Below are 24,847 nucleotides of genomic sequence, written 5' to 3'. Positions count from 1 at the left end.
CCGCCGCCGCTAGAAGCCCTCGTTGAAGCGCGGGGCGTAGTCGGCGCCGAGCGCGTCGAGCTCCTCGGGCGTCAGCTCGAGGTCGACGGAGGCGACCGCGTCCTCGAGGTGCTGCATCTTCGTCGCGCCGACGATGGGCGCGGTCACCGCCTCCTGCTGGCGCACCCAGGCGAGGGCGACCTGCGCGCGCGGGACGCCGCGCTCCGCCGCGATGCGCTCGACCGTGCCCGCTGTGCGGCGGTCGGCCTCCTCCTGCTGGTGGTAGAGCGTCTTGCCGTAGAGGTCGGTCTCCGTGCGCGACGTGGTCGCGTCCCAGTCGCGGGTGAGGCGCCCGCGGGCCAGCGGCGACCACGGGATGACCCCGACGCCCTGGTCGAGGCAGAACGGGTGCAGCTCGCGCTCGTCCTCGCGCTGGATGAGGTTGTACTGGTCCTGCATCGAGACGAAGCGGGTCCAGCCGCCGAGGTCCGCGGTGTACTGCGCCTTCGCGAACTGCCACGCCCACATGCTCGATGCGCCGATGTAGCGCGCCTTGCCCGAGCGGACGACGTCGTGCAGGGTCTCCATCGTCTCCTCGATCGGCACCAGCGGGTCCCAGCGGTGGATCTGGTAGAGGTCGACGTAGTCGGTGCCGAGGCGGCGGAGGCTGTCGTCGATGGCGCTGAGGATGTGCCGGCGCGAGAGTCCGCCGCCGTTGGCGCTCGGACGCATCGTGCCGTGCACCTTGGTCGCGATGACGACCTCCTCGCGCACGGCGAAGTCGGCGAGGGCCCGGCCGACGAACTCCTCGCTCGTGCCGTCGGAGTAGACGTCGGCGGTGTCGAAGGTGGTGATGCCGAGCTCGAGAGCGCGGCGGAGGAAGGGCCGCGACTCCTCCTCCCCCATGCTCCAGCCGTGCGCACCGCGGTCGGGGGCGCCGAAGCTCATGCAGCCGAGGATGATCGAGGAGACCTGGAGGCCGCTGAGGCCGAGTCGGGTGGAGTCCATCCTCCGACGCTAGCCGACCCGGGTCCCGGCCGGGCCGGTCGGGCCGAGGGTGGACTCAGCCCAGCCCGGGGTCCCGACGGGTCGCGGCGACCGTGCTCGGCAGGAAGAGCAGCACCACGGCGAGCAGGGCCGGTGCGAGCAGAGCCCAGCCGATGTCCGGGACGGCGTACTGCCCCTGGAAGGCGCCGAGGGCGACGGCCATCAGCACCAGCTGGATCGTGAGGGCGGAGGCGCGGATCCAGCTGCGGCGCCGGGCGGTGCCGACGGTGGTCGCGGCGACCCAGGCGAGCGCGATGAAGGAGAGCACGACGATGGCGATCCCGCCGCCGACCGAACCGGCGCGCGTCGTCACCAGCTCGAGGACGAGCCACCCGGTGACGCACGCCACGGCGGCGGTCTCCAGCGCCAGAACAGCGACGAGCAGGAGCAGGCCGAGGGGCCGCGAGCCGCTTCCCGGCCTGGTCGGAGGCCGGTTCCCGTCCATGATCACAGCTGCATCCCATCCAGCACTCTTGATTCGAGCCTGCCTCCGTGACAGGCTAGTGCAGTTCGTTTCACCGCTCACAGGGTCGTGGGTTACCGCCGATGTGAACTCTCCGATCCTGCTGCGCCGCGAGGCGCGACTGCGATCGGAGCGATCTCCCATCGGGAAGAACCGAGCACCGTCCGGTCCCGCCCTGAACCGCCTCGCGCAGCTGCGTGAGGTCTCGTGGCGTGCGCCGGTGCAGGTGCCCGGCGCATGCCGATGGTCAGAACCGTCGGTGTGACTCGATCATCCCACCCGAACACTGCGTGGTTCCTCCACGCACGCTGTCACACAAGGAGCACCTGCATGGACTGGCGCGACAAGGCCGCTTGCCTCACCGCTGACCCCGAGCTTTTCTTCCCGGTCGGCAACACCGGACCCGCCGTCGACCAGATCGAGAAGGCGAAGACGGTCTGCGGTCGCTGCACCGTCACGGAGGTCTGCCTCCAGTACGCCCTCGAGACCGGCCAGGACTCGGGCGTCTGGGGCGGCCTCAGCGAGGACGAGCGCCGCGCCCTCAAGCGCCGCGCCGCCCGCGCCCGCCGCGCCTCGTAGCGCCCGCGCCGGCACCGTCCGGCAGCAGCCCCACCCCGACCCCCGCTCGCCCTCGGCAGCGGGGGTCGCGTCGTCTCGGGGGGGCGACGACCGCGATCAGACCCGCGGGCCCTTGAGCCAGCGCAGCGGCACCTCGATGGTGACCTCGGTGCCGCGGCCGACCAGCGTGTGCCAGTCGATCGTCCCGCCGAGCTCGCCCTGGATCAGGGTGCGCACGATCTGCGTGCCCAGGCCCGAGCCGACCTTGCCCTCCGGCAGTCCGACGCCGGTGTCGCGCACCTTGACGGTCAGCTCGTCGTCGCCGCGGGTCGCGACGATCTCGACGTCGCCCTCGCGGCCGGCCAGCCCGTGCTCGACCGCGTTGGTGACCAGCTCGGTCAGCGCGAGGGCGAGCGGAGTCGCGTACTCGCTCGGCAGGTCGCCGAAGCTGCCGGTGAAGGTGGGGTGCACCGTGGTGTTGTGCGTCGAGGCGACCTCGGCGATGAGCAGCAGTACGCGGTCGAACACCGCGTCGAAGTCGACGTTCTGCGCGAGCCCCTCGGAGAGCGTGTCGTGCACGACCGCGATCGCGGCGACGCGGCGCATGGCCTGCGTCAGCGCCTCCCGCGCGAGGTCCGAGTGGGTCCGCCGGGCCTGGATGCGCAGCAGCGAGGCGACCGTCTGCAGGTTGTTCTTCACCCGGTGGTGGATCTCGCGGATCGTCGCGTCCTTGGTGATCAGCTCCCGCTCCTGGTGCCGCAGCTCGGTCACGTCGCGGCAGAGCACGACGGCGCCGACGCGCTCGCCGCGGTCGCGGATCGGGATCGCGCGCAGCGAGACGGTGACGCCGCGCGCCTCGATGTCGGTGCGCCAGGGCGCCCGGCCGGTGACGACCAGCGGCAGCGACTCGTCGATGACGACCTTGCCGGCGACCAGGCCGGTGGTGACCTCGGCGAGGGACTCGCCCTCGAGCTCGTCCGCGAAGCCGATGCGGTTGAACGCCGAGAGCGCGTTGGGGCTCGCGAAGGTGGTGATGCCGTCGACGTCGAGGCGGATCAGGCCGTCGGAGGCACGCGGGGCGCCGCGCCGGGGGCCGGTCGGCGCGCCGAGATCGGGGAAGTCGCCCGAGGCGATCATCGAGAAGAGGTCGTTCGCGCAGTCGTTGAAGGTCAGCTCCTGGCGGCTGGGGGTCCGCGTCTCGCTGAGGTTGGTGTGCCGGGTGACGACCGCGATCGGCTGGTCCGTGGTCGCGCTGTCGGAGCCGCCGAGGCGCCGGATGACGGGCACGGCGCGCACCCGGGTCGGGGTCTCCTCGAACCAGTCCGGCGCGGAGGTGTCGACGATGCGGGCGCTCTCGAAGGCCTCGGCGACCTGGGCGCGCCACTCCGCCTTGATCTTCTGCCCGACGAAGTCGCGGTAGAAGAGCGTCGCCGCGCTCGAGGGCCGGGCGTGCGCGACCGCGACGAAGCCGCCCTCCGCCGTCGGCACCCACAGCACGATGTCGGCGAAGGCGAGGTCGGCGAGGAGCTGCAGATCGCCGACCAGGAGGTGCAGCCATTCGACGTCCGCGTCCGTGGAGCGGCCGTGGGAGAGGACGAGATCACTGAGGGTCGACACCCGACAAGCCTAGGCGCCGTCGTCGCGCGCACCGCACCTGCGGTGCCCCGCGCCCGGTTATCCACAGACCGGCGCTCGATCCGACGTGAGCATCGCTCGGCTGCTTCGATGAGGGCATCTGTCGTGCCCTCCCGGCACGACCCGCACCTTCCGAGCCGAGAGGTGACCCGAACCGTGAGTCGCTCGTCCTGCCTTTGGAGCACGCCGCATGATGCACCCCACCGATGCGTTCGATTACCGCACCCTGCCGCTCGAGGCGGACGCGATCATCCCCGCGACGCCCGCCGCCGCCTTCTTCGCCCCCCAGCCGGCGACGCGGGCGGAGCTGCCCGATCCCGAGCCGATCCTGGCCTGCCTGACGCTGCTGGTGGTCGAGGTCCTGGGCGGCTCGCGTGAGATCGACCAGCTCGCCCGCTGGCTGAGCGACGACGTGTACCGGCACCTGCAGAAGCGGGTGGTGATGGCCGCGCGCGCCCGGAGCGTCAAGGGCCGCTCGGCGCAGCGCATCCCGTTCACCGTCGGCCGGGTCGTCGTCACGGAGCCGCGGGACGGGATCGTCGAAGCCGTCGTCCTCGTGCACAACCGGGTGCGCACCCGCGCGGTCGCCATCCGGCTGGAGGGCACCGACGCCCGCTGGCGGGCGACGGCGATCAACGTGCTGTAGGGCGCCTCAGCGCAAGGGTCAGCGCGCGGGTCAGCGCTCGGGGTCAGCGCTCGCGGGCGGCGGCCACCGGCGGCAGCACCACGCGCACGCCCTTCTCCCGCAGCGCCTCCTCGAGCTCCGGCGGCGGCGGGGCGTCCGTGACGAGGTAGTCGGCCCGTCCGAGCTCCGCCACCTGCGCGAAGAGGGTCCGGCCGAACTTGGTCTGGTCGGCCAGGATCGCCACCCGCTCGCAGCGCGCGATCATCTCGCTCATCATCACGCCCTCCGCCAGGTTGCTGGTCGAGTAGCCGTTCTCGGCCGAGACGGCGCCGACCGAGATCAGGCCGATGTCGCAGTGCAGATCGACCGCGGCGCCCTGCTCCGCGACCGCGAAGCCCACCGGGCCGACCGTCGACTGGCCGCCGAGGCGGACGGCGCCGCCGAAGACGAAGAGGTCGCGGCAGGTCTTCGAGCCGATCTCGGCGGGGACGCGCAGGTTGTTCGTCGCGATCGTCAGCTCACGGTGGTCGTTGAGGTGCCGGACGACGGCGAGCGAGGTCGTGCCGGCGTTCAGCATCACCACCGCCCCGTTGTCGACGAGGCCGGCGGCGAGCGCGCCGATCTTCTCCTTCGCGCCGCGCTGGATCCCCAGGCGCACGTCGAGGCGCTTCTCGGTGGCGGGCATCACCGCGAGGCTCACCGCGCCGCCGTGCGTGCGGACGAGGTAGCCGTCCGCGTCGAGCTGGTCGAGATCGCGGCGCACGGTGTCGGCGGAGACCGAGAAGCGGCGGGCCAGCGTGGTGACCGTGACCTCCCCCGCCTCGGCGACGTAGGCGGCCAGGTCGGCCTTCCGGCCGGCCGGCAGACGGAGCGGAGCGTCGTTCGCGGAGGGGGCGTCGTCGGTGTCGGGCATGGGGGTTGTCTAACACCGCCGTGCCGGATGCTGCAACTTGTCGCGCCCGGATCGCCGCAGATCGTGCGAACTGGGGCGCATTTGTCGCACAACTCAGCAATATCGTGCCGGTTCTTGCAAGTCCACGCACCGCCAGGTACATTCGCAGAACACAAGCGCAAGAATGCGCACACAACAGCAGATAACTGCAGAGTTGCAGGGAGTGACATGAGCAAAGGTGCTCGCATCAAGAGAGCCGTCGTCTTCACCGTCAGCGCGGCGTTCGCCGCGACGACGCTGACCGGCTGCAGCCAGGGTGGCGGCGACTCCGCGGCAGGCGGAGACATCACCCTCGAATTCGCGCAGTGGTGGGAGCCCGAGCTCTCGGACGGCGCCCTCCGCGGCCTGATGGACGACTTCGAGGCCGCGAACCCCGGCATCACGGTCGACCTCCTCAGCGGCCCGTACGCCTCGACCAAGGAGCAGCTCTTCGCGGGTGCCGCGGCCGGCACGATGTCCGACGTCGTCGGTCTCGACGGCGCCTGGATCAGCGACTTCGCGAAGCAGGGTGCGCTGGCCGATCTCGGCCCGCTGCTCTCGGACGCGGGCTTCGACGAGAGCCAGCTCTCCTCGACCGTCGTCGTCGACGGCAAGACCGCCATGGTCCCGGTCGTCAACTTCGTCTACCCGCTCTTCACCAACGACGCGCTGCTCTCCGAGGCGGGCGTCGCCGCTCCCCCCTCGACCCGCAGCGAGTTCGAGTCGGCGGCCAAGGCGATCACGGCGCTCGGCGACAACACCAGCGGCTGGGTGCTCCCGCTCTCGAGCGACGCCCCCAACGGGATCCAGAACGACGTCATGTCCTGGGTCTGGGCCTCCGGCGGCAGCATGCTCGACGACGGCAAGCCGGACCTCACCAACGACGCCGTCACCAGCGCGGTCGACTACATCGCGCAGCTCGACGCCGACGGTGTGATCGCCCCCGGTGCCGCGACGATGAAGGAGCAGGACAAGGTCGAGGAGTTCACGAACGGGCGCGTCGGCATGATGATCGACTCCCTCTCGCACATCGCCACGATCCGGGAGTCGAACCCCGACCTGACGTTCAGCATCTCGGCCATCCCGGCCGAGGACGGCTTCAGCGGCGAGCGCGGCATCCCCTTCGCCTCCTGGGGCATCGGGGTCTCGGCCAGCAGCGAGCACCCGGCCGAGGCCGCGAAGCTCGTGTCGTTCCTGATGAGCGCCGACACCAACTCGGAGCTGTCCACGCTGGCGAACGCCTTCCCCGGCAACACCGCCTCCACGCCGGACTTCTCGGACAGCGATCCGCTGTACCAGGAGGCCTTCGACATCTACTCCGCCGGCTACCCGGCGAACGAGTTCGTCGGCCTGCCCGTCGCGGAGCAGCTGATGCGCGACTTCGACGAGCAGCTGCAGGCCGCCCTCAACGGCGACCAGAGCGTCGACGAGGCGCTGGAGAAGTCCCAGGAAGCCTGGCTCGGCGAGTTCTGAGCCGTGACGCGTCCGTCCCCGATCGCGCCGCGGGAGTCCTCTCCCGCGGCGCGATCGCCCCTCACCCCACCCCCGATCCAAGGAGGACCGTCGTGGTCGCACTGCTGAGCACGCCGCAGCGTCCCGCCGCCGGCAGCCCCGCCCCCGCCGGTGCGCCGCGCCGGAAGCGCCGCGACCTCGCGCCCTACCTCTACCTCTCTCCCACGGCGATCGTGATGCTCGTCCTGATGCTCGTGCCGGTGCTGCTGGTGATCGGGTACTCGTTCTTCGACAACGTCATCACGAACCCGAAGCCCGCCTTCGTCGGCCTCGCGAACTACCTCGAGGTCCTCGGCGATCCGAAGTTCCGCACGGCGACCGGCAACACGGTCGTCTTCGTCGGCGTCAGCGTCGCCGCGCACCTGGTGCTCGGCCTGGGCTTCGCGATGCTGCTGAACTCGCCGCTCGTGCCGACCGTCGCCAAGTCGCTCTTCCGCGTGGTCTACGTCCTGCCGTGGCTGTTCACCGTCGCGATCATCGCGGTGCTCTGGCGGCTGCTGCTCAACCCCAACGGCGTCATCAACTACGCGCTGATCTCTCTCGGGCTCACCGACAAGGGCGTCGAGTGGCTCGCCTCCCCCGCGACCGCACTGCTCTCGGTCACCTTCATCAACATCTGGGCGGGCTACTCGTTCTACATGATCACGCTGCTGGCGGGTCTGCAGGGCATCCCGCACGACCTCTACGAGGCGGCGAAGGTCGACGGGGCGAGCGCCTGGCAGCGCTTCTGGAACGTCACGATCCCGCAGCTCAAGCCGATCATCATCAGCATGTCGGTCCTGGACATCATCTGGACCTCGCAGCAGTTCGCGCTGATCTGGATGACGACCGGCGGCGGCCCGATCGACGCGACCGAGATGCTCAGCACCTACACCTACAAGCTCGCGTTCAGCCGCTACGAGTTCTCGGTGGCCTCGGCGAGCGCCGTCCTGATCCTCCTCCTCACCATGGTCCTCGCGTTCTTCTACGTGCGGAACCAGAAAGCCAGGGACTGACGTGACTGCCACCGCCACCCGCCCGGCCGTCCGCACGCCGCGGCTCCTCGCCGCGAAGGCCGGGGTCTGGCTCCTCCTCCTGATCGGCGCCGCCTTCGCGGGCCTGCCGATCGTCTGGATGGCCGCCAGCTCGTTCAAGTCGAACACCGAGATCTTCGAGTACCCGCCCCGGCTGATCACCGACACGTTCTCGTTCGCGGCCTACGCCGGGATCCTGAATGATCCGACCAAGGTCCGCTTCTTCATCAACAGCTACGTCGTCGCCCTCGCGGTCGTCGCGCTGACGCTGGTGGTCGCGATCCTCGCGTCCTACGCGTTCAGCCGCTACGAGTTCCGCTTCAAGCGGCCGATCAACATCATCATCGTCAGCGTGCAGGCGGTGCCGCCGATCACCCTGCTGATCCCGTTCTTCGGGCTGATGGTGACGCTGCGGCTCTACAACACCTACCAGGGGCTGATCCTCACCTATCTGGTCTTCACGCTGCCCTACGCGATCATCATGCTGACCGGCTACTTCAACACCCTCCCCCGCGATCTCGATGAGGCGGCGCGGATGGACGGGGCCGGCCCGATGACGGTGCTCTGGCGGATCCTGGTTCCGATCGCGATCCCCGGGATCGTCTCGGTGGGGGTCTACACCTTCATGATCGCGTGGAACGAGTACCTCTTCGCGCTCACCCTGACCCGCACCGACGACATGCGCACGGTGCCGATCGGCATCCAGCTGCTGATGGGCCAGAACTCCTACGAGTGGAACGAGATGATGGCGATGAGCATCCTCGGATGCGTTCCCGTCCTCCTCCTCTTCCTCTTCTTCCAGCGGTACTTCATCGGCGGCATGACCGCCGGGGCCGTCAAGAGCTGAGGCGCGCGTCCGCGCGTCCGGAACACCACCACCACCACGAGAAGGACAGTCAGAGAATGCTTGTTTCCGGAAAAGATCTGCTGGACGTCGCCAATGCGAACGGCTTCGCCGTCCCCGCGTTCAACGTCAGCGACTACGCCATGATGAACGGCCTCTTCGAGATCAGCGAGGAGAAGGACTCCCCGCTGCTCATCGCGATCCACCCCGACGAGCTGAGCCACACCGGAGTGGACATCCTGCACGCGATCATCGCCCGCGCCCACCGCTCCAGCGTCCCCGTGACCATCCACCTCGACCACGGCGGCACCTACGAGCAGGTGCTGCTCGCGATCAAGTCGGGCTTCACCTCCGTCATGATCGACGGCTCGATGCTCCCCTACGACGAGAACGTCGCGATCACCAAGCGCGTCGTCGACGCCGCGCACGCCGTCGGCGTCTCGGTCGAGGGCGAGCTGGGCACCATCGGCAAGACGGACAACGAGGCGGAGGACGGAGCCGCGAACATCATCTACACCGAGCCCGAGGAGGCCGTCGACTTCGTCGCCTCGACCGGGGTCGACAGCCTGGCGATCGCGATCGGCACCAGCCACGGCCTGTACCCGGCGTCGATGAAGCCGGCGCTGAAGCTCGACCTGCTCGCCGAGATCAAGAAGCGCGTCGCGGTGCCGCTGGTCCTCCACGGCGGGTCGAACAACCCCGACGCCGAGATCGCGGAATCGGTGAAGCGCGGCGTGAACAAGATCAACATCTCGAGCGACATCAAGGCCTCGTACCACAACAAGATGCGGGAGGTGCTCGCCGACCCCTCGGTCCGCGAGCCGAACACCATCCAGCCGCCCTCCATCGCCGCGATGAAGCAGACGGCCGCCGAGAAGATCGACCTGTTCGGCTCCGCCGGCAAGGCCGAGCTCTACTAGGCCCGGCGCGCGACGTGAGCGAGAGGATCGTGCTCGGCCTGGGCGGGACCGTCGACTACGAGATCGACTGGGACGACGCGGTCGTCCAGGCGCTCGCGGAGGAGCACGGGATCCGCGCGGCCGAGCTGACGAGGACGGCGCCGGTCACCACCGAGCGCGAGCTCCTCGTGGCGCTCCTCGCGTTCCTCGTCGACGGTGCGGGAGGGGAGAGATTCGCCTCCTCCTCCCGCATCGTCGAGGAGTTCGCGCAGCGCTTCCCGCGCCGCATCACCCTCGGTGGGACAGGGGTGCGCGCCGGCTACGCGCTCGCCGTGCACGGCCTCACCGCCACCCAGCATCTGGTGAGCATCGACGACCACGTCCGCCGGCTCCTGCCTCCCGGGACCGAGTACGTCTCGAGCGCGACCGCGGACACCACCGACCCGCACCTGATCGTGCAGTTCCCGCGCGGCGCCCGAGTCCGCCTCGGCGACCGCGTGCTGGTGGCGCCGCACCCGAACCGGGTGATCTTCGCGAACGACCCGCCCAACCGCGAGCTGCTGCTGGCGGAGGGACTCGGCGGCGTGCTGGCAGAAGCGGGCGTCTTCCTGGTCTCCGGCTTCAACAGCATCCAGGACGAGGCGGTGCTGGCGGATCGGCTGAAGACGCTGAAGCGGCACCTCGCGGCGCTCCCGGCATCGGCCGACGTCGTCTACGAGGACGCGGGATTCCACCTGCCCGCGCTGCAGGACCGGGCCCGCTCGGCCCTGCTCGGCTGCGTCGACGTCGTCAGCATGAACGAGGACGAGCTGCAGGCCCTGCTCGGGGACCGGCTCGACCTGCTCGATCCGGAGGCGGTGGCCGAGGCGCTGGCGACGGCGGCCGCGCTGCTCCCCGGCCCCGTGCTCGTGGTGCACACCCGGCACTGGTCGACGGCCGTCGGAGCGGAGGCCGAGCGGTTCCGCGCGGCGCTCGTCGGCGGGGTCACGATGGCGAGCACCCGCTACCTGCTCGGCGACGGCATCACCGCCGCCGACTACGACCGCGTCGCGCAGCTGTCCCCGCAACCCGGAGGCGTCGCGGTCTGCGCCGCGGTGGCGGCGCGGCTGCCGGCGGTCTGCACCCCCGGCCTCGTCCTCGAGACCGACCGCCCCACCACGATCGGACTCGGCGACACCTTCGCCGGCGGCTTCGTCTCGGCGCTGGTGCGCTCCCGCGCCTGACCGGCCCCGTCGACGGCGAAGGCCCCGCGCCCCGCATCCTGCACCCCGCTCGAGCAGGGTCAGGGCCGGAGCCGGGGCCTTCGTCGTGTGCAGTCGGCGCTGGATCAGCGGCGCTTGGTCTGCGCGCGACGCTCCTGGCGGTTGTTCGGCGTCTCGTCCGAGCCGCCGGTCTGCTGGCCGAAGGCGCCGGTGGTCGAGGCGTCCTCGGCGTCGTCCGGGCGCGCCTCGCGGGCGGCCGCGGCGCTGGCCTTGGCCGTCGCCGCCTGCTGCACGCGGCCGCGCTGGTCGCGGACCTCGACACCGCCCGAGTCGCTCGGCGCGGAGTAGCTGAGCTTCTCGACCGGGGCGACCGGCTCGGCGAGGCCCTTCGCGGCGACACCGGCGACCTCGCCCTGCTTCTGGGTGACCTCGACCTCGAGGTTGAAGAGGAAGCCGACGGTCTCCTCGCGGATCTGGCCCATCATCTGCTGGAACAGCGTGAAGCCCTCGCGCTGGTACTCGACCAGCGGGTCGCGCTGGGCCATCGCACGCAGGCCGATGCCGTCCTTGAGGTAGTCCATCTCGTAGAGGTGGTCGCGCCAGCGGCGGTCGATCACCGAGAGCACGACCCGGCGCTCGAGCTCGCGCATGGCGGGCGCACCGAGCTGCTCCTCACGGCCCTGGTAGGCGAGCTTCGCGTCCGAGAGGATCTCGCGGCGCATGAACTCCTTGTTGATCCGGCCGCGGCTGCCGGCCTCCTGCACCACCTCGTCGATCGAGAGGCTGACCGGGTAGAGCGTCTTGAGCTCGGTCCAGAGCGCGTCGAAGTCCCAGTCGTCGCCGTTGCCCTCGCCGGTGTGCACCTCGAGGATCTCGTCGATCACGTCGACGAGGAACTTCTGGGTCCGCTCGTGCAGGTCGTCGCCCTCGAGGATGTGACGGCGGTCGGAGTAGATCGCCTCGCGCTGGCGGTTGAGGACGTCGTCGTACTTGAGCACGTTCTTGCGGATCTCGGCGTTGCGCGCCTCGACCTGCGACTGCGCGCTGCGGATGGCGCGCGAGACGACCTTGGACTCGATCGCCATGTCGTCCGGCACGTTGCCGCGGCCCATCAGGGCCTCCGCGGCACCGGAGTTGAACAGGCGCATCAGGTCGTCGGTGAGCGAGAGGTAGAAGCGGCTCTCCCCCGGGTCGCCCTGGCGGCCGGAGCGGCCGCGGAGCTGGTTGTCGATCCGGCGCGACTCGTGGCGCTCGGTGCCGAGCACGTAGAGGCCGCCGGCGGACTGCACCTTCTCGGCCTCCTCCGCGACCTTCGCCTTGACGCCGGCGAACACGTCGTCCCAGGCCGCCTCGTACTCGTCGGGGGTGTCGACCGGGCTGAGGCCCTTGGTCGACATCTCGGTGACCGCGAGGAACTCGGCGTTGCCGCCGAGCATGATGTCGGTGCCGCGACCGGCCATGTTGGTCGCGACGGTGACGGCGCCGAGGCGTCCGGCCTGCGCGACGATCGCGGCCTCGCGGGCGTGGTTCTTGGCGTTGAGCACCTCGTGCCGCACGCCCTTCTTGGCGAGCAGGCGGGAGAGGTACTCGCTCTTCTCGACGCTGGTCGTGCCGACCAGCACGGGCTGACCCGCCGCGTGGCGCTCGACGATGTCCTCGACGACCTGCTCGAACTTGACCTGCTCGTTCTTGTAGACGAGGTCGGCGTTGTCGATGCGCTGCATCCTGCGGTTGGTCGGGATGGAGACCACGCCGAGCTTGTAGGTCGACATGAACTCGGCGGCCTCGGTCTCGGCCGTTCCGGTCATCCCGGACAGCTTGCCGTAGAGGCGGAAGTAGTTCTGCAGCGTGACGGTGGCGAGGGTCTGGTTCTCGGCCTTGACCTGCACGCCCTCCTTCGCCTCGATCGCCTGGTGGATGCCCTCGTTGTAGCGGCGGCCGGCGAGGATGCGGCCGGTGTGCTCGTCGACGATCATCACCTCGCCGTTGAGGACGACGTAGTCCTTGTCCTTCTTGAACAGGGCGCGGGCCTTGATCGAGTTGTTGAGGAACGAGATCAGCGGGGTGTTCGCGGACTCGTAGAGGTTGTCGATGCCGAGATAGTCCTCGACCTTCTCGATGCCGGGCTCGAGGACGCCTACGGTGCGCTTCTTCTCGTCGACCTCGTAGTCCTCGCCCTCGACGAGGCGCTTGGCGAGGCCCGCGAACTCGGCGAACCAGCGGTTGGCCTCGCCCGAGGCGGGGCCGGAGATGATCAGCGGGGTGCGCGCCTCGTCGATGAGGATCGAGTCGACCTCGTCGACCACGGCGAAGAAGTGGCCGCGCTGGACCATGTCCTGCGCCTGCCAGGCCATGTTGTCGCGGAGGTAGTCGAAGCCGAACTCGTTGTTCGTGCCGTAGGTGATGTCGGCCGCGTACTGCTCGCGGCGCTGCTCGGGGGTCTGGCCGGAGAGGATCACGCCGGTCGTCATGCCCAGGGCGCGGAACACGCGGCCCATCAGCTCGGACTGGTAGTTCGCGAGGAAGTCGTTGACCGTGACGATGTGCACGCCGCGGCTCGCGATCGCGTTGAGGTACGCCGGCAGGGTCGCGACGAGGGTCTTGCCCTCGCCGGTCTTCATCTCGGCGATGTTGCCGAGGTGCAGCGCTGCCCCGCCCATCAGCTGGACGTCGAAGTGGCGGAGGCCGAGCGTGCGGCGCGACGCCTCGCGGACGGCGGCGAACGCCTCCGGCAGCAGGTCGTCGAGCGACTCGCCGTTCGAGTAGCGCTCGCGCAGCTCGACGGTCTCGTTCTTCAGCTCCTCGTCGCTGAGGTGCGTGAAGTCCTCTTCGAGGGCGTTGACGGCTTTCGCGTAGTTCTCGAGGCGGCGGAGGACCCGGCCCTCCCCGACGCGAAGGACCTTTTCGAGAACTGAGGCCACGGGGTACTCCAAAACGTAGAAGACAGGTGCCCGACGGCACAGCGCGGACTGCTCCACACTAGCCGGGGCGGGCTGTGCGCGGTCCGACAGGGCGTGAAGAACCCCCGGCGATCCTCCGCCGGGGGCTCTCCGTCACGCGGAGGGCACGGTCAGACCGCCGCGGCCTCCGGCTGCGCGTCCGCCTCGTCGCCCAGGCCGATCACGCCGTAGTCCCAGCCCTTGCGGCGGTAGACGACGCTCGGGCGGTCGGTGTCGGCGTCGATGAAGAGGTAGAAGTCGTGGCCGACCAGCTCCATGTAGTCGACGGCGTCGTCGACGCTCATCGAAACGGAGGGGAAGACCTTGGTGCGGATGACGACGGGGCAGTACGGCTCCTCCACGTCGTCCTCGTCGACGGCGGCGTCGACCGGCGCCGGCTCCTCCTGCACGGGGATCACGCCCGTGCTCAGGCGCTCCAGCACCTCGGCGTCGGCCGGCTGGATCGCGACGACGCTGAAGTCGTCGGCCGCCGCGTCGCGCAGCGAGGTCGGCCGATGCTGGCCCCGGTGCACCTTCTTGCGGTCCTTGGCCCGCCGCACCCGTTCGAGCAGGCGCCCGAGGGCCACGTCGAAGGCGGCGTACTTGTCGGCTCCGCTCGCCTCGGCCCGCACGACGGGCCCCTTGCCGATCAGCGTGAGCTCGACCCGGTCGCCGGCGGCGGCGCCCTTGCCCTCGCTGTGACGGCTCGCCTTGATCTCGAGCGCAAGCGCCCGGTCGGCGAGGTGGGCGATCTTCTCCGACTTCTCCGTCGCGTAGGCGCGGAAGCGATCGGTGATGCCCATGTTGCGGCCTGTGATGTCGATGTCCATGACAACCTCCCAGTCGAGTACGGCGTGCCGCCTTTCTCCGGGCGGACCGTTCACGCCGTCCCCCGAGCGTAGACCCGCTGTCGCCGGATCGTCATCGGGAGTTCATCAGGAAGTCGCGCTCCGCCGCCGGGGAGTGCCCGCGAGAGCGACGGCGCCGGCGACCGCTCCTCCGCCCGCGCGGACGGCACGGCGCAGCTCGAGCAGCGTGGCGCCCGAGGTGACCACGTCGTCGACCAGCAGGATCCGCTCACCGCCGAGCGGACGCCTGGCGCGGAACGCGCCGTCGAGGTTCGCGCGCCGCTCGGCCCGGGCGAGGCCGACCTGGTCGAGGGCGAGCCGCGTCCGCGCGAGCGGCCGGGCGAGGCGCCCGCCGGCCGAGCGCACCAGCAGGTCGACGGGGTCGAAGCCGCGCCGCAGGTGCCGCAGGCGCGATCGGGGCGGTGCGACCAGCAGCGCCGGAGCGCCGTCGAGCGCCCCCAGGACGACGGGCCGCAGCAGCGCGCCCAGCGGTCGCGCCGCGGCGACCCGTCCCTCCGCCTTGAGCGCGAGGACGAGGCGGCGCACCGTGCCGGAGTACTCCGCGCCGACGAGCACCTCGAGCGGGTCGTCGTCCGGGCCCAGCCGGCGCAGGTGCGGTCGCGCCTCCCCCGCGAGCGCCGAGGCGCAGTCCGCGCACGGCACCCGCGTCGCCGGCAGCCCGCAGGCGGGGCAGTCCACCGGCAGCAGCACGGCGAGGGCGTCGAGGAGGTGATCGCGGAGCATCGGGCGAGTGTGCCCGGTGTCAGGACCCCATGCCGGTCTGCGTCGCGAGAAGACCGATGCCCGTCGCGACCGTCTGCCAGGCCGAGCCGCGCTGCTGGCGCAGCTCGCCGCCCTCCGCGAGGATCCGGATCTGGGTCGAGGCGTTGCCGGCCGCGATCTGGACGGTGCCGGTCGTCGTGCCGAGCGGGGTGTCCGCCCCGCCGAGCTGGTTCGTCGTCACGGTGTCCTCGCCCGTGGAGCCGCGCACGACCGAGACCACGTCGAGCTCGTCGGTCCACGCGGCGGCGACCGCCGTGCCGAGCGTCGACCGGAGCACGACCGGCTCGCCGATCGCGATCGGATCGCCGTTGGCCGAGCGGGTGACGCCGGCGACGAGCACCGTCGCCTGCTGCCCGTCCTGCGCGAGGGCGAGCATCCGCGTGCCGTCCCGCGAGAGCGCGAACGAGGCGATCGACTCGATCTCGGGCCAGGCGGTGGCGACCTGCAGCGACCGGGAGCCGTCGGACGAGTAGGCGACGAGCTGGTTCGGCGCGGCGGTGGGCACCGACCAGACGTAGCCGAAGGGGTCCATCCCGGGGGCGGCGAGGCCGCTCCGGGCGTCGAGCAGCACGTCGTCGACCCCGGGGGTCACCAGCGAGACCCCGGCCCCCGTGAGGACGGCCGCGGATGCGCTGGAGTCGGCGCCCCGCTGCTCCCCCAGCACTGCGGCGCGGGGCCCGAGCGCGGCGATCCGGTCGGAGACCGCGGTCTCGGCGAGCCCGGAGGAGCCGAGGAAGCCGAACTCGCCGTCCGTGAGCACCAGCGGCCGGGTGTCCACCCGCGGCGAGGTCGGCAGTCCCGTGACCTCGGTCGGGATCTCGATCGGGTTCTGCTGCACCGAGAGCGAGACTCCGGTGACATTGGAGACGTTGGCGAGGCTGCGGCCGAGCTGGAGCGCCATCCGGCGCCACTGCCGCTCGTCGGCCTCGAGCGCCGCCGAGTTGAGATCGACCACGGCGCGCTGCGCCTCGACCGGCACCGTCTCCGCGGCGAGCGCCGTCCCGGTCGGGAAGGCCGAGACGACGGCGGACGAGTCGCGGAGCCACGGGGTCGGCCCGCGCAGCAGCTCGGTGACGATCGTGGTGCTGGTCGAGCTGTCCGCGCGCGAGGCGAACCAGCGCAGGTCCGGCACCAGGTAGCTGTAGCTGGGGTCGAAGAAGTAGAGGGCGTAGGTGGAGAACACCTGCTGGAAGGTGGTCCGGTCGATGACGACGCCGCTGGGCGGCGCGCTGATCCGCCACTCGCCGTTCTCCTGGACGAAGCCGTAGTCGAGCTCGAGCGCGGCGGCGGCGGCGACCTCGGAGTAGACGCCGGTCGCGTCCACCTCCGCCACCGGCGTGATCGTGAGCGAGAGCGTCGAGGCGCCCGGCTGGGTCGAGGAGCGCTGGCCCTCGTCGACGGTGACGTGCTCGCTCGGCGTCCAGTCGGCTCCGGTGGAGAGGAACTCGCGGGCGATCTTGTAGTTGTTCTGCGGGCTCGACGCGGCGTCGATGAAGCCGGTGAGGATCTCGAACTGGTCGGCGCCCTCGGCGGGGCCGGAGGGGAGGAAGTCGTACTGCAGGTCCTGCGGCGCGGTGTCGGGCTGACCCACGCCGACGTCGCCGCCGCGCGGGATGCCCGCGCAGCCGACCAGGGCGGCCAGCAGCAGGACCGCCGCCGCGGCGGACCGCACGCGCCTCACTGGACGACCCCGTGCTCGGGGACGCCGTCGACCGGCAGCGGCGGCAGCGGCGGCAGGACGATCGGGCCGGTGAACTCCTGCTCGCCGGCGTCGACGGGCGGCAGCGGGAGCGGCGAGGCGTCGATCCGCTCACCGCGGCGGCGCGGGACGGTGAGCCGGAAGCAGGCGCCGCGACCGGGCATCGACCAGACCTGCAGCCAGCCGTGGTGCAGCGCCGTGTCCTCCTGCGCGATCGAGAGGCCGAGGCCGGTGCCGCCGAGGGTGCGGCGGCGCGACGGGTCCGCGCGCCAGAACCGGTCGAACACGCGGACCACCTCCTCGGAGCTCATCCCGTGACCGTAGTCGCGGACGGCGAGCGCCACCGCCGTCGCGTTGCTGTCGACGGTCACCACGATCTCGCGGCCGTCGCCGTGCTCGATCGCGTTGCCGAGCAGGTTCCGCACGATGCGGCGGATCCGGCGGGCGTCCATCTCGGCGTCGAAGTAGCCGCCGGGGGCGGAGAGCGTGAGCTGCGAGCCGTTCGCCTCGGCGATCCCGCGCATGCCGTCCATCTCCTCGCTCGCGAGCCGCACCAGGTTGACCGGCTCGAGCTCGAGCTCGGCCGAGCCGGCGTCGTGGCGGGAGATCTCGAGCAGATCGGCGAGGAGGCTCTCGAAGCGGCCGATCTGGCCGTGCAGCAGCTCGACGGTCCGCTCGGCGACCGGCGGGAAGCCCTCGCGCTGGTCGTAGAGCACGTCGCCGGCGAGCTTCATCGTGGTCAGCGGGGTGCGCAGCTCGTGCGAGACGTCCGAGACGAAGCGCTGCTGCACCCGGCTGAGCGTCGCGAGCTCGCTGATCTGCTCCTGGAGGCTGTCGGCCATGCCGTTGAACGAGCGGGCGAGGGTCGCGATCACGTCCTGTCCCCTCTCCGGGATGCGCACGTCGAAGTCGCCGGCGGCGAGGCGCTGGCTGGTCTCGGCCGCCACCCGCACGGGGGCGACCACGATCCGCACCACCACCCAGCTGACCGCGCCGATCAGGAGGATCAGCAGGATGCCGGCGATGTTGAGCACCTGCTGCACGAACTGCAGGGTCCGCTCCGCGTCGGCGAGGGAGTAGCCGATGTAGAGCTCGTAGCGCCCGGCGGAGCTGGGCAGCTCGATCGTCGAGCCGACGACGATGCCGGGGAGCTGCTGCCCGGAGGCGCCGAGGGTCACCGACTGCCAGTACTGCCCGTCCGCACCGGCCTGCACGCGCTCGCGGAGGTCGTCGCTGATCACGCCGTTCTGCAGCTCGCGGTTGTAGCTGTCCTGCGGGGCGAGCGAGGACGGCTCCTGGTCGGGGGCGCGCACCACGGCGATGAGCGCGGAGGAGGAGGCGTCGCGCACCGCGGTGCGCACCGAGTTCATCACCTCCTCCATGTCCTGGCGCGTCGAGACGGTCGCCGCGTCGAGGTAGCCCTGCGCGGCGCGGGTCGCCCGGGAGGTGTCCCCGGTGACCTGGTTCAGCCGCGACTGGAAGAGGTTGTCGCTGATGCTGTAGGAGAGGTACGCGCCCGTCGAGCCGATCGCGATGCCGCTGAGCAGCACGGTGATGGCGACGGCGCGGAACTGCAGCGAGCTCCGCCAGGCGCGGAGCACCCTCCGCGGCCAGCGCCGGACCGACGGCATCCGGAAGCGGCGGGCGAGGCTCACGTCAGCTCGAGAGCACGGAGCCGGCGCGGTAGCCGACGCCGCGCACGGTCATCACGATCCGCGGGTCGTCCGGGTCCTTCTCGACCTTCGCGCGCAGTCGCTGCACATGGACGTTCACGAGCCGGGTGTCGGCCTTGTAGTGGTAGCCCCAGACCTGCTCGAGCAGCATCTCGCGGGTGAAGACCTGCTGCGGCTTCGAGGCGAGCGCCAGGAGGAGGTCGAACTCGAGCGGCGTCAGGCCGATGCGGGTCTCGCCGCGGCGGACCTCGTGCCCGGCCACGTCGAGGCTGAGATCGCCGACCTGCAGCACGGCGTTGGCGGCGACCTGGGAGGGGCGCAGGCGCGTCTTGATCCGCGCGACGAGCTCCTTCGGGTCGAACGGCTTGACCATGTAGTCGTCCGCGCCGGACTCGAGGCCCTGCACGACGTCGGAGGTGTCGGACTTGGCGGTCAGCATGATGATCGGGACGCCGGACTCGGCGCGGATCCGGCGGCAGACCTCGATGCCGTCGATGCCGGGCAGCATCAGGTCGAGCAGGACCAGGTCCGGCCGGGCTCGGCGGAAGGCCTCGAGGGCCCCCGTGCCGTCGGCGCAGAAGGAGACGTCCCAGTCCTCCGCGCGCAGGACGATGCCGATCATCTCGGCCAGGGCCGCATCGTCGTCGACCACCAGGATTCGCGCGCTCATGGGGCTCAGGCTAACCGACGCGGGTGGGAGCAGCGCCGCGCCGGGACGGTCGTGCCCGGGCGGGGCTGTGACAGCATGGGAGGGATGACCGACGCAGCTCAGTGGCCACCGCCCGCCGGGGCTCCGGAGGGCGCCGACGTGCGGCCGCCCGCCGCGCCGATCGCGCCCGTCTCCCCGGTCCCTCCCGAGGCTCCGGTCGCACCCGTCTCCTGGCAGCCGCTCGCGGGGCCCGCCGGACCGCGGGCTCCGCAGGGCTGGACTCCCCCGCCCAAGCCGGGGCTCGTCCCGCTGCGGCCGCTCGGCTTCGGCACCCTGCTCGGCGCGCCGTTCGCCGTGCTCCGCCGGAGCCCGCGCACCACGCTCGGCGTCGCGCTGCTCGTGCAGGGCGTCGGGTCGCTGGTCGCGCTGGTGCTCTACGGCGTGATCGCCCTGCTCGCCGTCGGCCGGGTCGCCCAGGCCGAGGTCGCCGACCGCGACGCCGTCGGCGCGGGATCGCTCGCGATCGTCGTGCTCGCCGCGCTGATCCCGCTCGCCGTGACCCTCGCCACCGGCGCGCTCGTGCAGGGCGTCGTCGTGCTGGAGGTGTCGCGCGCCGTCCTCGGCGAGCGGCCGACGCTCCGTGCGCTGCTCGGCCGGCTCCGCGGGCGCTTCTGGGCGCTGGTGGGCTGGACGGTGCTCCAGGGCGTCGGCGTGCTGGTGCTGGTCGTCGCCGCGGCGGGGCTCTCGGTCCCGCTCTTCCTCCTCGGCGCGCAGGACGCGGGGACGAGCGCGGTGATCGGCGGGATCATCGTGCTCGTGCTCGCCGGTCTCGCCGCGACCGCCGTCGGCGTGTGGCTCGCGACGAAGCTCGCGCTGGTGCCGAGCCTGGTGGTGCTCGAGCGGCTGCCGCTGCGCCGGGCCGTGGCGCGCTCGTGGCGCCTCGTCACCGGCGGGTTCTGGCGGACGTTCGGCGCGCTCGCGCTGATGGTGGTCATCATCCAGGCGGCCGGCCAGGTCGTCTCGACGCCGTTCAGCCTGCTGATCCCGATCGGCGGGGCCCTGGTCGCGCCGACCGATCCGAACGCCCAGATCGTCGCCTCGGTCGTGGTCGCCCTCCTCTCGGTCGCCGTCGGCCTCGTCGTGGGCGCCGTGGGCACGGTGCTGCAGTCGGCCGTCACCGGGCTGGTCTACCTCGACCGGCGGATCCGCCGCGAGGGGTTCGACCTCGTGCTGCTGCGCCACGTCGAGGAGCGCGCCGCCGGGCGCGACTCCCCCGATCCCTTCCCCGCGCCGCAGCGGACCGCGCCGTGATCCGACTCGCCCTCGCTGCGGCTCCGCTCGACCCCGACGCCGAGGAGGCCCGGCGCCTGCTCCTCGAGGAGCTCGCCGATCCGCGCTACCGCGCCGCCGAGCCGAGCTGGTTCGACCGCCTGGTGCAGGCGGTGCGCGACTGGTTCACCTCGCTCACCCTGCCGGGCGACGGGGTCGGCGTGCCGCTCGCGGCGGTGATCGGCGTGCTCGTCCTCGGGGCGCTCGTCGTGGTGGCCCTCGTCCTCGCGGGACGCCCGCGACTGCGGCAGCGCAGTCGCGGGGCCGGAGCGGTCCTGGCCGACGACGACGGCCGCTCGGCCGCGGACCTCCGCGCCCTCGCCGAGGCGGCGGCCGCGCGCGGCGCCTGGGACGAGGCGCTGGTGGAGCGGTTCCGAGCCCTGGTGCGCGCCCTCGACGAGCGCACGATCCTGACCGTCTCGCCCGGGACGACCGCGCACGGCTTCTCCCGCCGGGCGGCCTCCGCCTTCCCCGCCTCGGCCGACGCGCTGCGGCGCTCGGCCGACGACTTCGACCGGGTCCGCTACCTGGGCCTGCCCAGCGGACCCGCCGAGTACGAGCGCGTCGCCGAGCTCGACCGCGCGCTCTCGGCCGCGGCGGTCCCGCTCGAGGTGCTCCGATGACCGCGCCGACCGGCTCCGGCGGGCCCGTCGACACCGTCTCGTCCCCCACCCTCGGCGCCCTGCTGCGCCGGGGCCGCGTCTGGGCGCTCCTCGCGCTGATCGTCGCCGTCGGCACGGTGCTGCTCACCGTGGCGACCGGCTCGCCCGTGCCCGCGGACGACCTCGACGTCGACAGTGCGGCACCGGACGGCGGCCGCGCCCTCGCCCAGGTCCTGCGCGGCGAGGGGATCGACGTCGTGCGCGCCGACGGGCTCGACGAGGCCCTCCGCGCGCTCGGCCCGGGCAGCACCCTCCTGATCGACGACCCGGGGTCCGCCCTGGACGAGGAGCAGTACGCCCGGCTCGCGGACGAGGCCGACACCGTCGTCCTCGTCGAGCCGACCGGCGCGGCGCTCGAGGCGCTCCTGCCCGGGGTCGCCTTCGCCGGCGCTCCGCAGGACGACGGCGTGCTCGCCGCCTCCTGCGCGCTGCCCGCCGCGGAGCGCGCCGGCGGGATCCCCGCGGGCGGCAGCACCTTCCGCGTCCTCGAGGGCGGGGCGGTGGGCTGCTTCCCGTCCGGTGACGACGCCTTCGCGCTCGTCGCCGACTCCCCCGCCGCAGGTCCGGACGTGGTCGCCGTCGGCGACGCGGACCTCCTGCGCAACGGCGCGATCGCCGAGGAGGGGCGCGCCGCCCTCGCCCTCGGCCTCCTCGGCGCCGAGGACCGCCTCGTCTGGTACCGCGCCGGCGCGGCCGACGCGGCGACCGCGACCGTCGACCCGGCCGATCTCGCCCCGGGCTGGGTCACGCCGGCGCTGCTGCTGCTCGTGGGCGTCTTCGTCGCCTCCGCCGTCTGGCGCGGCCGGCGCTTCGGGCCGCTCGCCGTCGAGCCGCTGCCCGTCGTCGTGCACGCGAGCGAGACGGCGCGCGGCGCGCCCGCCTCTACGCCCGGCGCCACCCGCGTGCGCGCGCTCGACGCGCTGCGCATCGGCACGCTGCACCGCGCCGCCGCGGTGCTCGGCCTCGCTCCGTCGAGCGGAGTGGACGAGGTCGTCGCGGGCGCCGCCGCGCTCCTCGAGCGCGACCCGCGCGCCCTGCGCCGGCTCCTCGTCGACGACGAGCCGGCCGACGACGCGGCCCTCGTCGCCGCCTCGGACGAGCTCCTGCGCTTCGAGCGCGCGCTCCGGGCCGCCCGCGCGCCCCGCCTCGACCCCGCACGATCCGACGCCGAACGTCCTGACACCGAACGACCCGACGCCGAACGACCCGACCACGAACGACCGGAAGGCCCCCTCCGATGAGCGACTCCTCCCTCCCTCCGATCGCGGACGACGAGCTCCGCCGCGAGCTCGACCGCGTGCGCACCGAGGTCGGCCGCGCCGTCGTCGGGCAGGACGGCGCCGTCTCCGGGCTGCTGATCGCCCTGCTGGCCGGCGGTCACGTCCTGCTCGAGGGCGTCCCCGGCGTCGCCAAGACCCTGCTCGTGCGCGCCCTCTCGGTCTCGCTCGGCCTCGACACCCGGCGCGTGCAGTTCACCCCCGACCTGATGCCCGGCGACATCACCGGCTCCCTCGTCTACGACGCCTCCACCTCGGGCTTCGCCTTCCGCGAGGGACCGGTCTTCACCAACCTGCTGCTCGCGGACGAGATCAACCGCACCCCGCCGAAGACGCAGGCCGCGCTGCTCGAGGCGATGGAGGAGCGCCAGGTGAGCGTCGACGGCCGGACGCTGCGCCTCCCCGACCCGTTCCTGGTCGCTGCGACGCAGAACCCGGTCGAGTACGAGGGCACCTATCTGCTCCCCGAGGCGCAGCTCGACCGCTTCCTGCTCAAGCTGGTGCTCGACGTGCCGCCGCGCGACGTCGAGGTGGAGGTGCTCGCGCGCCACGCGGCGGGCTTCGACCCGCGCGACCTCGCCGCCGCCGGCGTGCATCCCGTGCTCGACGCCGGTCGGCTGCGTGCGGCGCAGGCCTCCGTCCGCCGGGTCGGGGCGGGCCCGGACGTGCTCGGCTACATCGTCGACGTCGCCCGCGCGACCCGCGAGAGCCCGAGCGTGAAGCTCGGTGTCAGCCCGCGCGGATCGACGGCGCTGCTCGCCGCGAGCCGCGCCTGGGCCTGGCTGAACGGCTACGGCTCGATCACTCCCGACCACGTGCAGGCGATGGTGCTGCCCGTGCTGCGGCACCGGATGCAGCTCCAGCCCGAGGCGGAGCTCGAGGGCGTGCGCACGGAGGCCGTCCTCGGCGGCATCCTGCAGCAGGTCCGCGTCCCGGTCTGAGCCGTGCATCTCACCGGGCGCTCCGTCCTCGTCCTCCTCGTCGGCCTCGTGCCGGTCGTCCTGCTGGGGCGCCGGGCCGGGGTCGCCTTCGCCGTGCTCGGGCTCTGGCTGCTGGTCTGGCTCGTCCTGGTCGGCATCGATCTGGCCGTGGCCGGCTCCGCCCGTGCCGTCGTGCTCGAGCGGCGGACGCCCGACCGGGTGCGCCTCGGTGAGCGCGCCGAGGCGACCCTCCTGATCACGAACACAGGGCGGCGCCGGATCACCGGCGTCGTCCGCGACGCCTGGGAGCCGTCCGCCGGTGCTGTCTCGACCCGCTCCCTGCTGCGGCTGCCCCCCGGTGAGCGGCGAGCGGTCCGCACCGTGCTCGAGCCGCGCCGCCGCGGCGAGCGCCGGGCGCTGCACGCGACGATCCGCTCGAACGGGATCCTCGGGCTGGCCGGCAGGCAGGCGACGATCGCCGCGCCCGCGGTCGTGCGGGTGCTGCCGCCGTTCCGCTCCCGTCGGCACCTGCCCTCCCGACTCGCCCGGCTCCGCGAGCTGGAGGGGCGGACCAGCGTGATGATCCGCGGCCAGGGCACCGAGTTCGACAGCCTGCGCGAGTACGTCCGCGGCGACGACGTCCGCTCGCTGGACTGGCGCGCCACCGCCCGGCGCCGCGAGCCCGTCGTCCGCACCTGGCGCCCCGAGCGCGACCGGCGAGTGGTGGTCGTGCTCGACACCGGCCGCACCTCCGCCGCCCGGATCGACGACGAGCCGCGCCTGGACACGGCGATCGAGGCGTCCCTGCTGCTGTCCGCGCTGGCCGCCTCCGCCGGTGACCGCGTGGACGTCCTGGCCTTCGACCGCGCCCGGCGCGCGCGCGTGCACGGCGCGACCGGCACCGAGGTGCTGAGCCGCGTCGTCGACGCGCTCGCCCCCGTGCAGCCGCAGCTGATCGAGACCGACTGGTCGGCCGTGCCGGGCCAGGTCCGCACGCTGGTGTCGCAGCGCTCGCTCGTCGTGCTGCTCACCGCGCTCGACTCCGTGGGAGCGGCGGAGAGCCTGCTCGCCGTCCTGCCCCAGCTCACCCGGCGGCACACCGTGGTCGTCGCCTGCGCGCTCGACCCGGAGCTGGCGCGGATGGCCGCCGATCGCCGCGACCGCGGCGCGGTCTACGCGGCCGCCGCCGCGGAGCGCGCGCTCGCCGACGCGGACCGGCTCGCGGCCGCCGTGCGACGGCTCGGCGGCGACGTGGTGCTCGCCTCGCCCGAGAAGCTGCCGCCCGCCCTGGCCGACCGCTACCTCGCGCTGAAGGCGGCCGGCCGGCTCTGACGTCGGCGCATCGACCCGGATCCCTCGC

22 protein-coding genes are annotated in these 24,847 nt (G+C 72.4%); 12 read left to right on the top strand and 10 right to left on the bottom strand.

The window, feature by feature from the left end; all coding sequences use genetic code 11:
- Nucleotides 1-9: 9 nt before the first annotated feature.
- The gene (locus GTU73_RS07135; protein ID WP_160088161.1) at nt 10-987 is read right to left on the bottom strand and encodes an aldo/keto reductase; all 978 of its coding nucleotides are present in this window, start codon (nt 985-987) and stop codon (nt 10-12) included.
- A gap of 55 nt (nt 988-1,042) precedes the next feature.
- A complete protein-coding gene (locus GTU73_RS07130) occupies nt 1,043-1,471 on the bottom strand; it encodes a hypothetical protein (RefSeq protein ID WP_160091262.1) in 429 nt (142 codons plus the stop codon).
- A 348-nt stretch (nt 1,472-1,819) separates the two neighbouring features.
- Here GTU73_RS07130 and GTU73_RS07125 point away from each other — a divergent pair, with 348 nt between their 5' ends.
- Nucleotides 1,820-2,068 (top strand): WhiB family transcriptional regulator, encoded by a 249-nt coding sequence (locus GTU73_RS07125; RefSeq protein ID WP_056045195.1) that lies wholly within the window; start codon nt 1,820-1,822, stop codon nt 2,066-2,068.
- A 96-nt stretch (nt 2,069-2,164) separates the two neighbouring features.
- Here the strand turns inward: GTU73_RS07125 and GTU73_RS07120 are convergent, their stop codons facing one another.
- A complete protein-coding gene (locus GTU73_RS07120) occupies nt 2,165-3,664 on the bottom strand; it encodes a PAS domain-containing sensor histidine kinase (protein WP_123702681.1) in 1,500 nt (499 codons plus the stop codon).
- Between the two features lie 208 nt (nt 3,665-3,872).
- Here GTU73_RS07120 and GTU73_RS07115 point away from each other — a divergent pair, with 208 nt between their 5' ends.
- Nucleotides 3,873-4,328: an Rv3235 family protein gene (locus tag GTU73_RS07115; protein ID WP_244231800.1), complete on the top strand. Its 456-nt coding sequence runs from the start codon at nt 3,873-3,875 to the stop codon at nt 4,326-4,328.
- Between the two features lie 43 nt (nt 4,329-4,371).
- Here GTU73_RS07115 and GTU73_RS07110 read toward each other — a convergent pair whose 3' ends face one another.
- Nucleotides 4,372-5,220, bottom strand: a complete 849-nt coding sequence (locus GTU73_RS07110) for a DeoR/GlpR family DNA-binding transcription regulator (protein ID WP_160088159.1) — start codon at nt 5,218-5,220, stop codon at nt 4,372-4,374.
- 207 nt (nt 5,221-5,427) lie between these two features.
- On the opposite strand from GTU73_RS07110, the gene GTU73_RS07105 reads away from it, so the two are divergent.
- The 5 genes from GTU73_RS07105 to GTU73_RS07085 all read left to right on the top strand — a co-directional run bounded on the left by GTU73_RS07105 (nt 5,428) and on the right by GTU73_RS07085 (nt 10,729).
- The gene (locus GTU73_RS07105) at nt 5,428-6,711 is read left to right on the top strand and encodes a sugar ABC transporter substrate-binding protein (protein WP_160088157.1); all 1,284 of its coding nucleotides are present in this window, start codon (nt 5,428-5,430) and stop codon (nt 6,709-6,711) included.
- 92 nt (nt 6,712-6,803) lie between these two features.
- The gene (locus GTU73_RS07100) at nt 6,804-7,745 is read left to right on the top strand and encodes a sugar ABC transporter permease (RefSeq protein WP_244231799.1); all 942 of its coding nucleotides are present in this window, start codon (nt 6,804-6,806) and stop codon (nt 7,743-7,745) included.
- A gap of 1 nt (nt 7,746) precedes the next feature.
- On the top strand, nt 7,747-8,610 hold the full coding sequence (locus GTU73_RS07095; RefSeq protein ID WP_208543745.1) for a carbohydrate ABC transporter permease: 864 nt from the start codon (nt 7,747-7,749) through the stop codon (nt 8,608-8,610).
- A gap of 56 nt (nt 8,611-8,666) precedes the next feature.
- Nucleotides 8,667-9,527, top strand: coding sequence for a ketose-bisphosphate aldolase (locus GTU73_RS07090; RefSeq protein ID WP_160088155.1), 861 nt, complete (start codon nt 8,667-8,669; stop codon nt 9,525-9,527).
- A gap of 14 nt (nt 9,528-9,541) precedes the next feature.
- Nucleotides 9,542-10,729 (top strand): ADP-dependent glucokinase/phosphofructokinase, encoded by a 1,188-nt coding sequence (locus GTU73_RS07085; protein WP_160088153.1) that lies wholly within the window; start codon nt 9,542-9,544, stop codon nt 10,727-10,729.
- 104 nt (nt 10,730-10,833) lie between these two features.
- Here the strand turns inward: GTU73_RS07085 and secA are convergent, their stop codons facing one another.
- The 6 genes from secA to mtrA all read right to left on the bottom strand — a co-directional run bounded on the left by secA (nt 10,834) and on the right by mtrA (nt 19,320).
- Entirely contained in the window at nt 10,834-13,629 is a 2,796-nt protein-coding gene (secA, locus tag GTU73_RS07080; protein WP_160088151.1) for a preprotein translocase subunit SecA, read from the bottom strand.
- 149 nt (nt 13,630-13,778) lie between these two features.
- Nucleotides 13,779-14,477, bottom strand: coding sequence for a ribosome-associated translation inhibitor RaiA (raiA, locus tag GTU73_RS07075; RefSeq protein WP_160088149.1), 699 nt, complete (start codon nt 14,475-14,477; stop codon nt 13,779-13,781).
- 105 nt (nt 14,478-14,582) lie between these two features.
- On the bottom strand, nt 14,583-15,239 hold the full coding sequence (locus tag GTU73_RS07070; protein ID WP_160088147.1) for a ComF family protein: 657 nt from the start codon (nt 15,237-15,239) through the stop codon (nt 14,583-14,585).
- 19 nt (nt 15,240-15,258) lie between these two features.
- The gene (locus GTU73_RS07065) at nt 15,259-16,950 is read right to left on the bottom strand and encodes a GerMN domain-containing protein (protein ID WP_160088145.1); all 1,692 of its coding nucleotides are present in this window, start codon (nt 16,948-16,950) and stop codon (nt 15,259-15,261) included.
- Between the two features lie 5 nt (nt 16,951-16,955).
- Nucleotides 16,956-18,632: an MtrAB system histidine kinase MtrB gene (gene mtrB, locus GTU73_RS07060; protein ID WP_347877752.1), complete on the bottom strand. Its 1,677-nt coding sequence runs from the start codon at nt 18,630-18,632 to the stop codon at nt 16,956-16,958.
- Between the two features lies 1 nt (nt 18,633).
- On the bottom strand, nt 18,634-19,320 hold the full coding sequence (gene mtrA / locus GTU73_RS07055; protein WP_160088143.1) for an MtrAB system response regulator MtrA: 687 nt from the start codon (nt 19,318-19,320) through the stop codon (nt 18,634-18,636).
- A gap of 84 nt (nt 19,321-19,404) precedes the next feature.
- Between mtrA and GTU73_RS07050 the strand changes: the two genes are divergently transcribed.
- The 5 genes from GTU73_RS07050 to GTU73_RS07030 are packed head-to-tail and all read left to right on the top strand — an operon-like array spanning nt 19,405 to nt 24,819.
- On the top strand, nt 19,405-20,610 hold the full coding sequence (locus tag GTU73_RS07050) for a hypothetical protein (RefSeq protein ID WP_160088141.1): 1,206 nt from the start codon (nt 19,405-19,407) through the stop codon (nt 20,608-20,610).
- Nucleotides 20,607-21,251 carry a DUF4129 domain-containing protein gene (locus GTU73_RS07045; RefSeq protein ID WP_160088139.1) on the top strand — a complete coding sequence of 215 codons (645 nt, stop codon included), beginning with the start codon at nt 20,607-20,609 and terminating at the stop codon, nt 21,249-21,251. The genes GTU73_RS07050 and GTU73_RS07045 overlap by 4 nt, the downstream gene beginning before the upstream one ends.
- Nucleotides 21,248-22,531 (top strand): DUF4350 domain-containing protein, encoded by a 1,284-nt coding sequence (locus tag GTU73_RS07040; RefSeq protein ID WP_160088136.1) that lies wholly within the window; start codon nt 21,248-21,250, stop codon nt 22,529-22,531. The genes GTU73_RS07045 and GTU73_RS07040 overlap by 4 nt, the downstream gene beginning before the upstream one ends.
- The gene (locus GTU73_RS07035) at nt 22,528-23,508 is read left to right on the top strand and encodes a MoxR family ATPase (protein WP_160088134.1); all 981 of its coding nucleotides are present in this window, start codon (nt 22,528-22,530) and stop codon (nt 23,506-23,508) included. The genes GTU73_RS07040 and GTU73_RS07035 overlap by 4 nt, the downstream gene beginning before the upstream one ends.
- Before the next feature lie 3 nt (nt 23,509-23,511).
- On the top strand, nt 23,512-24,819 hold the full coding sequence (locus GTU73_RS07030) for a DUF58 domain-containing protein (protein WP_160088132.1): 1,308 nt from the start codon (nt 23,512-23,514) through the stop codon (nt 24,817-24,819).
- Nucleotides 24,820-24,847: the final 28 nt, after the last annotated feature.

It is taken from the genome of Rathayibacter sp. VKM Ac-2804 (assembly GCF_009866655.1).
Classification (GTDB): Bacteria; Actinomycetota; Actinomycetes; order Actinomycetales; family Microbacteriaceae; genus Rathayibacter.
This window is presented reverse-complemented; position numbering and strand designations above follow the sequence as displayed.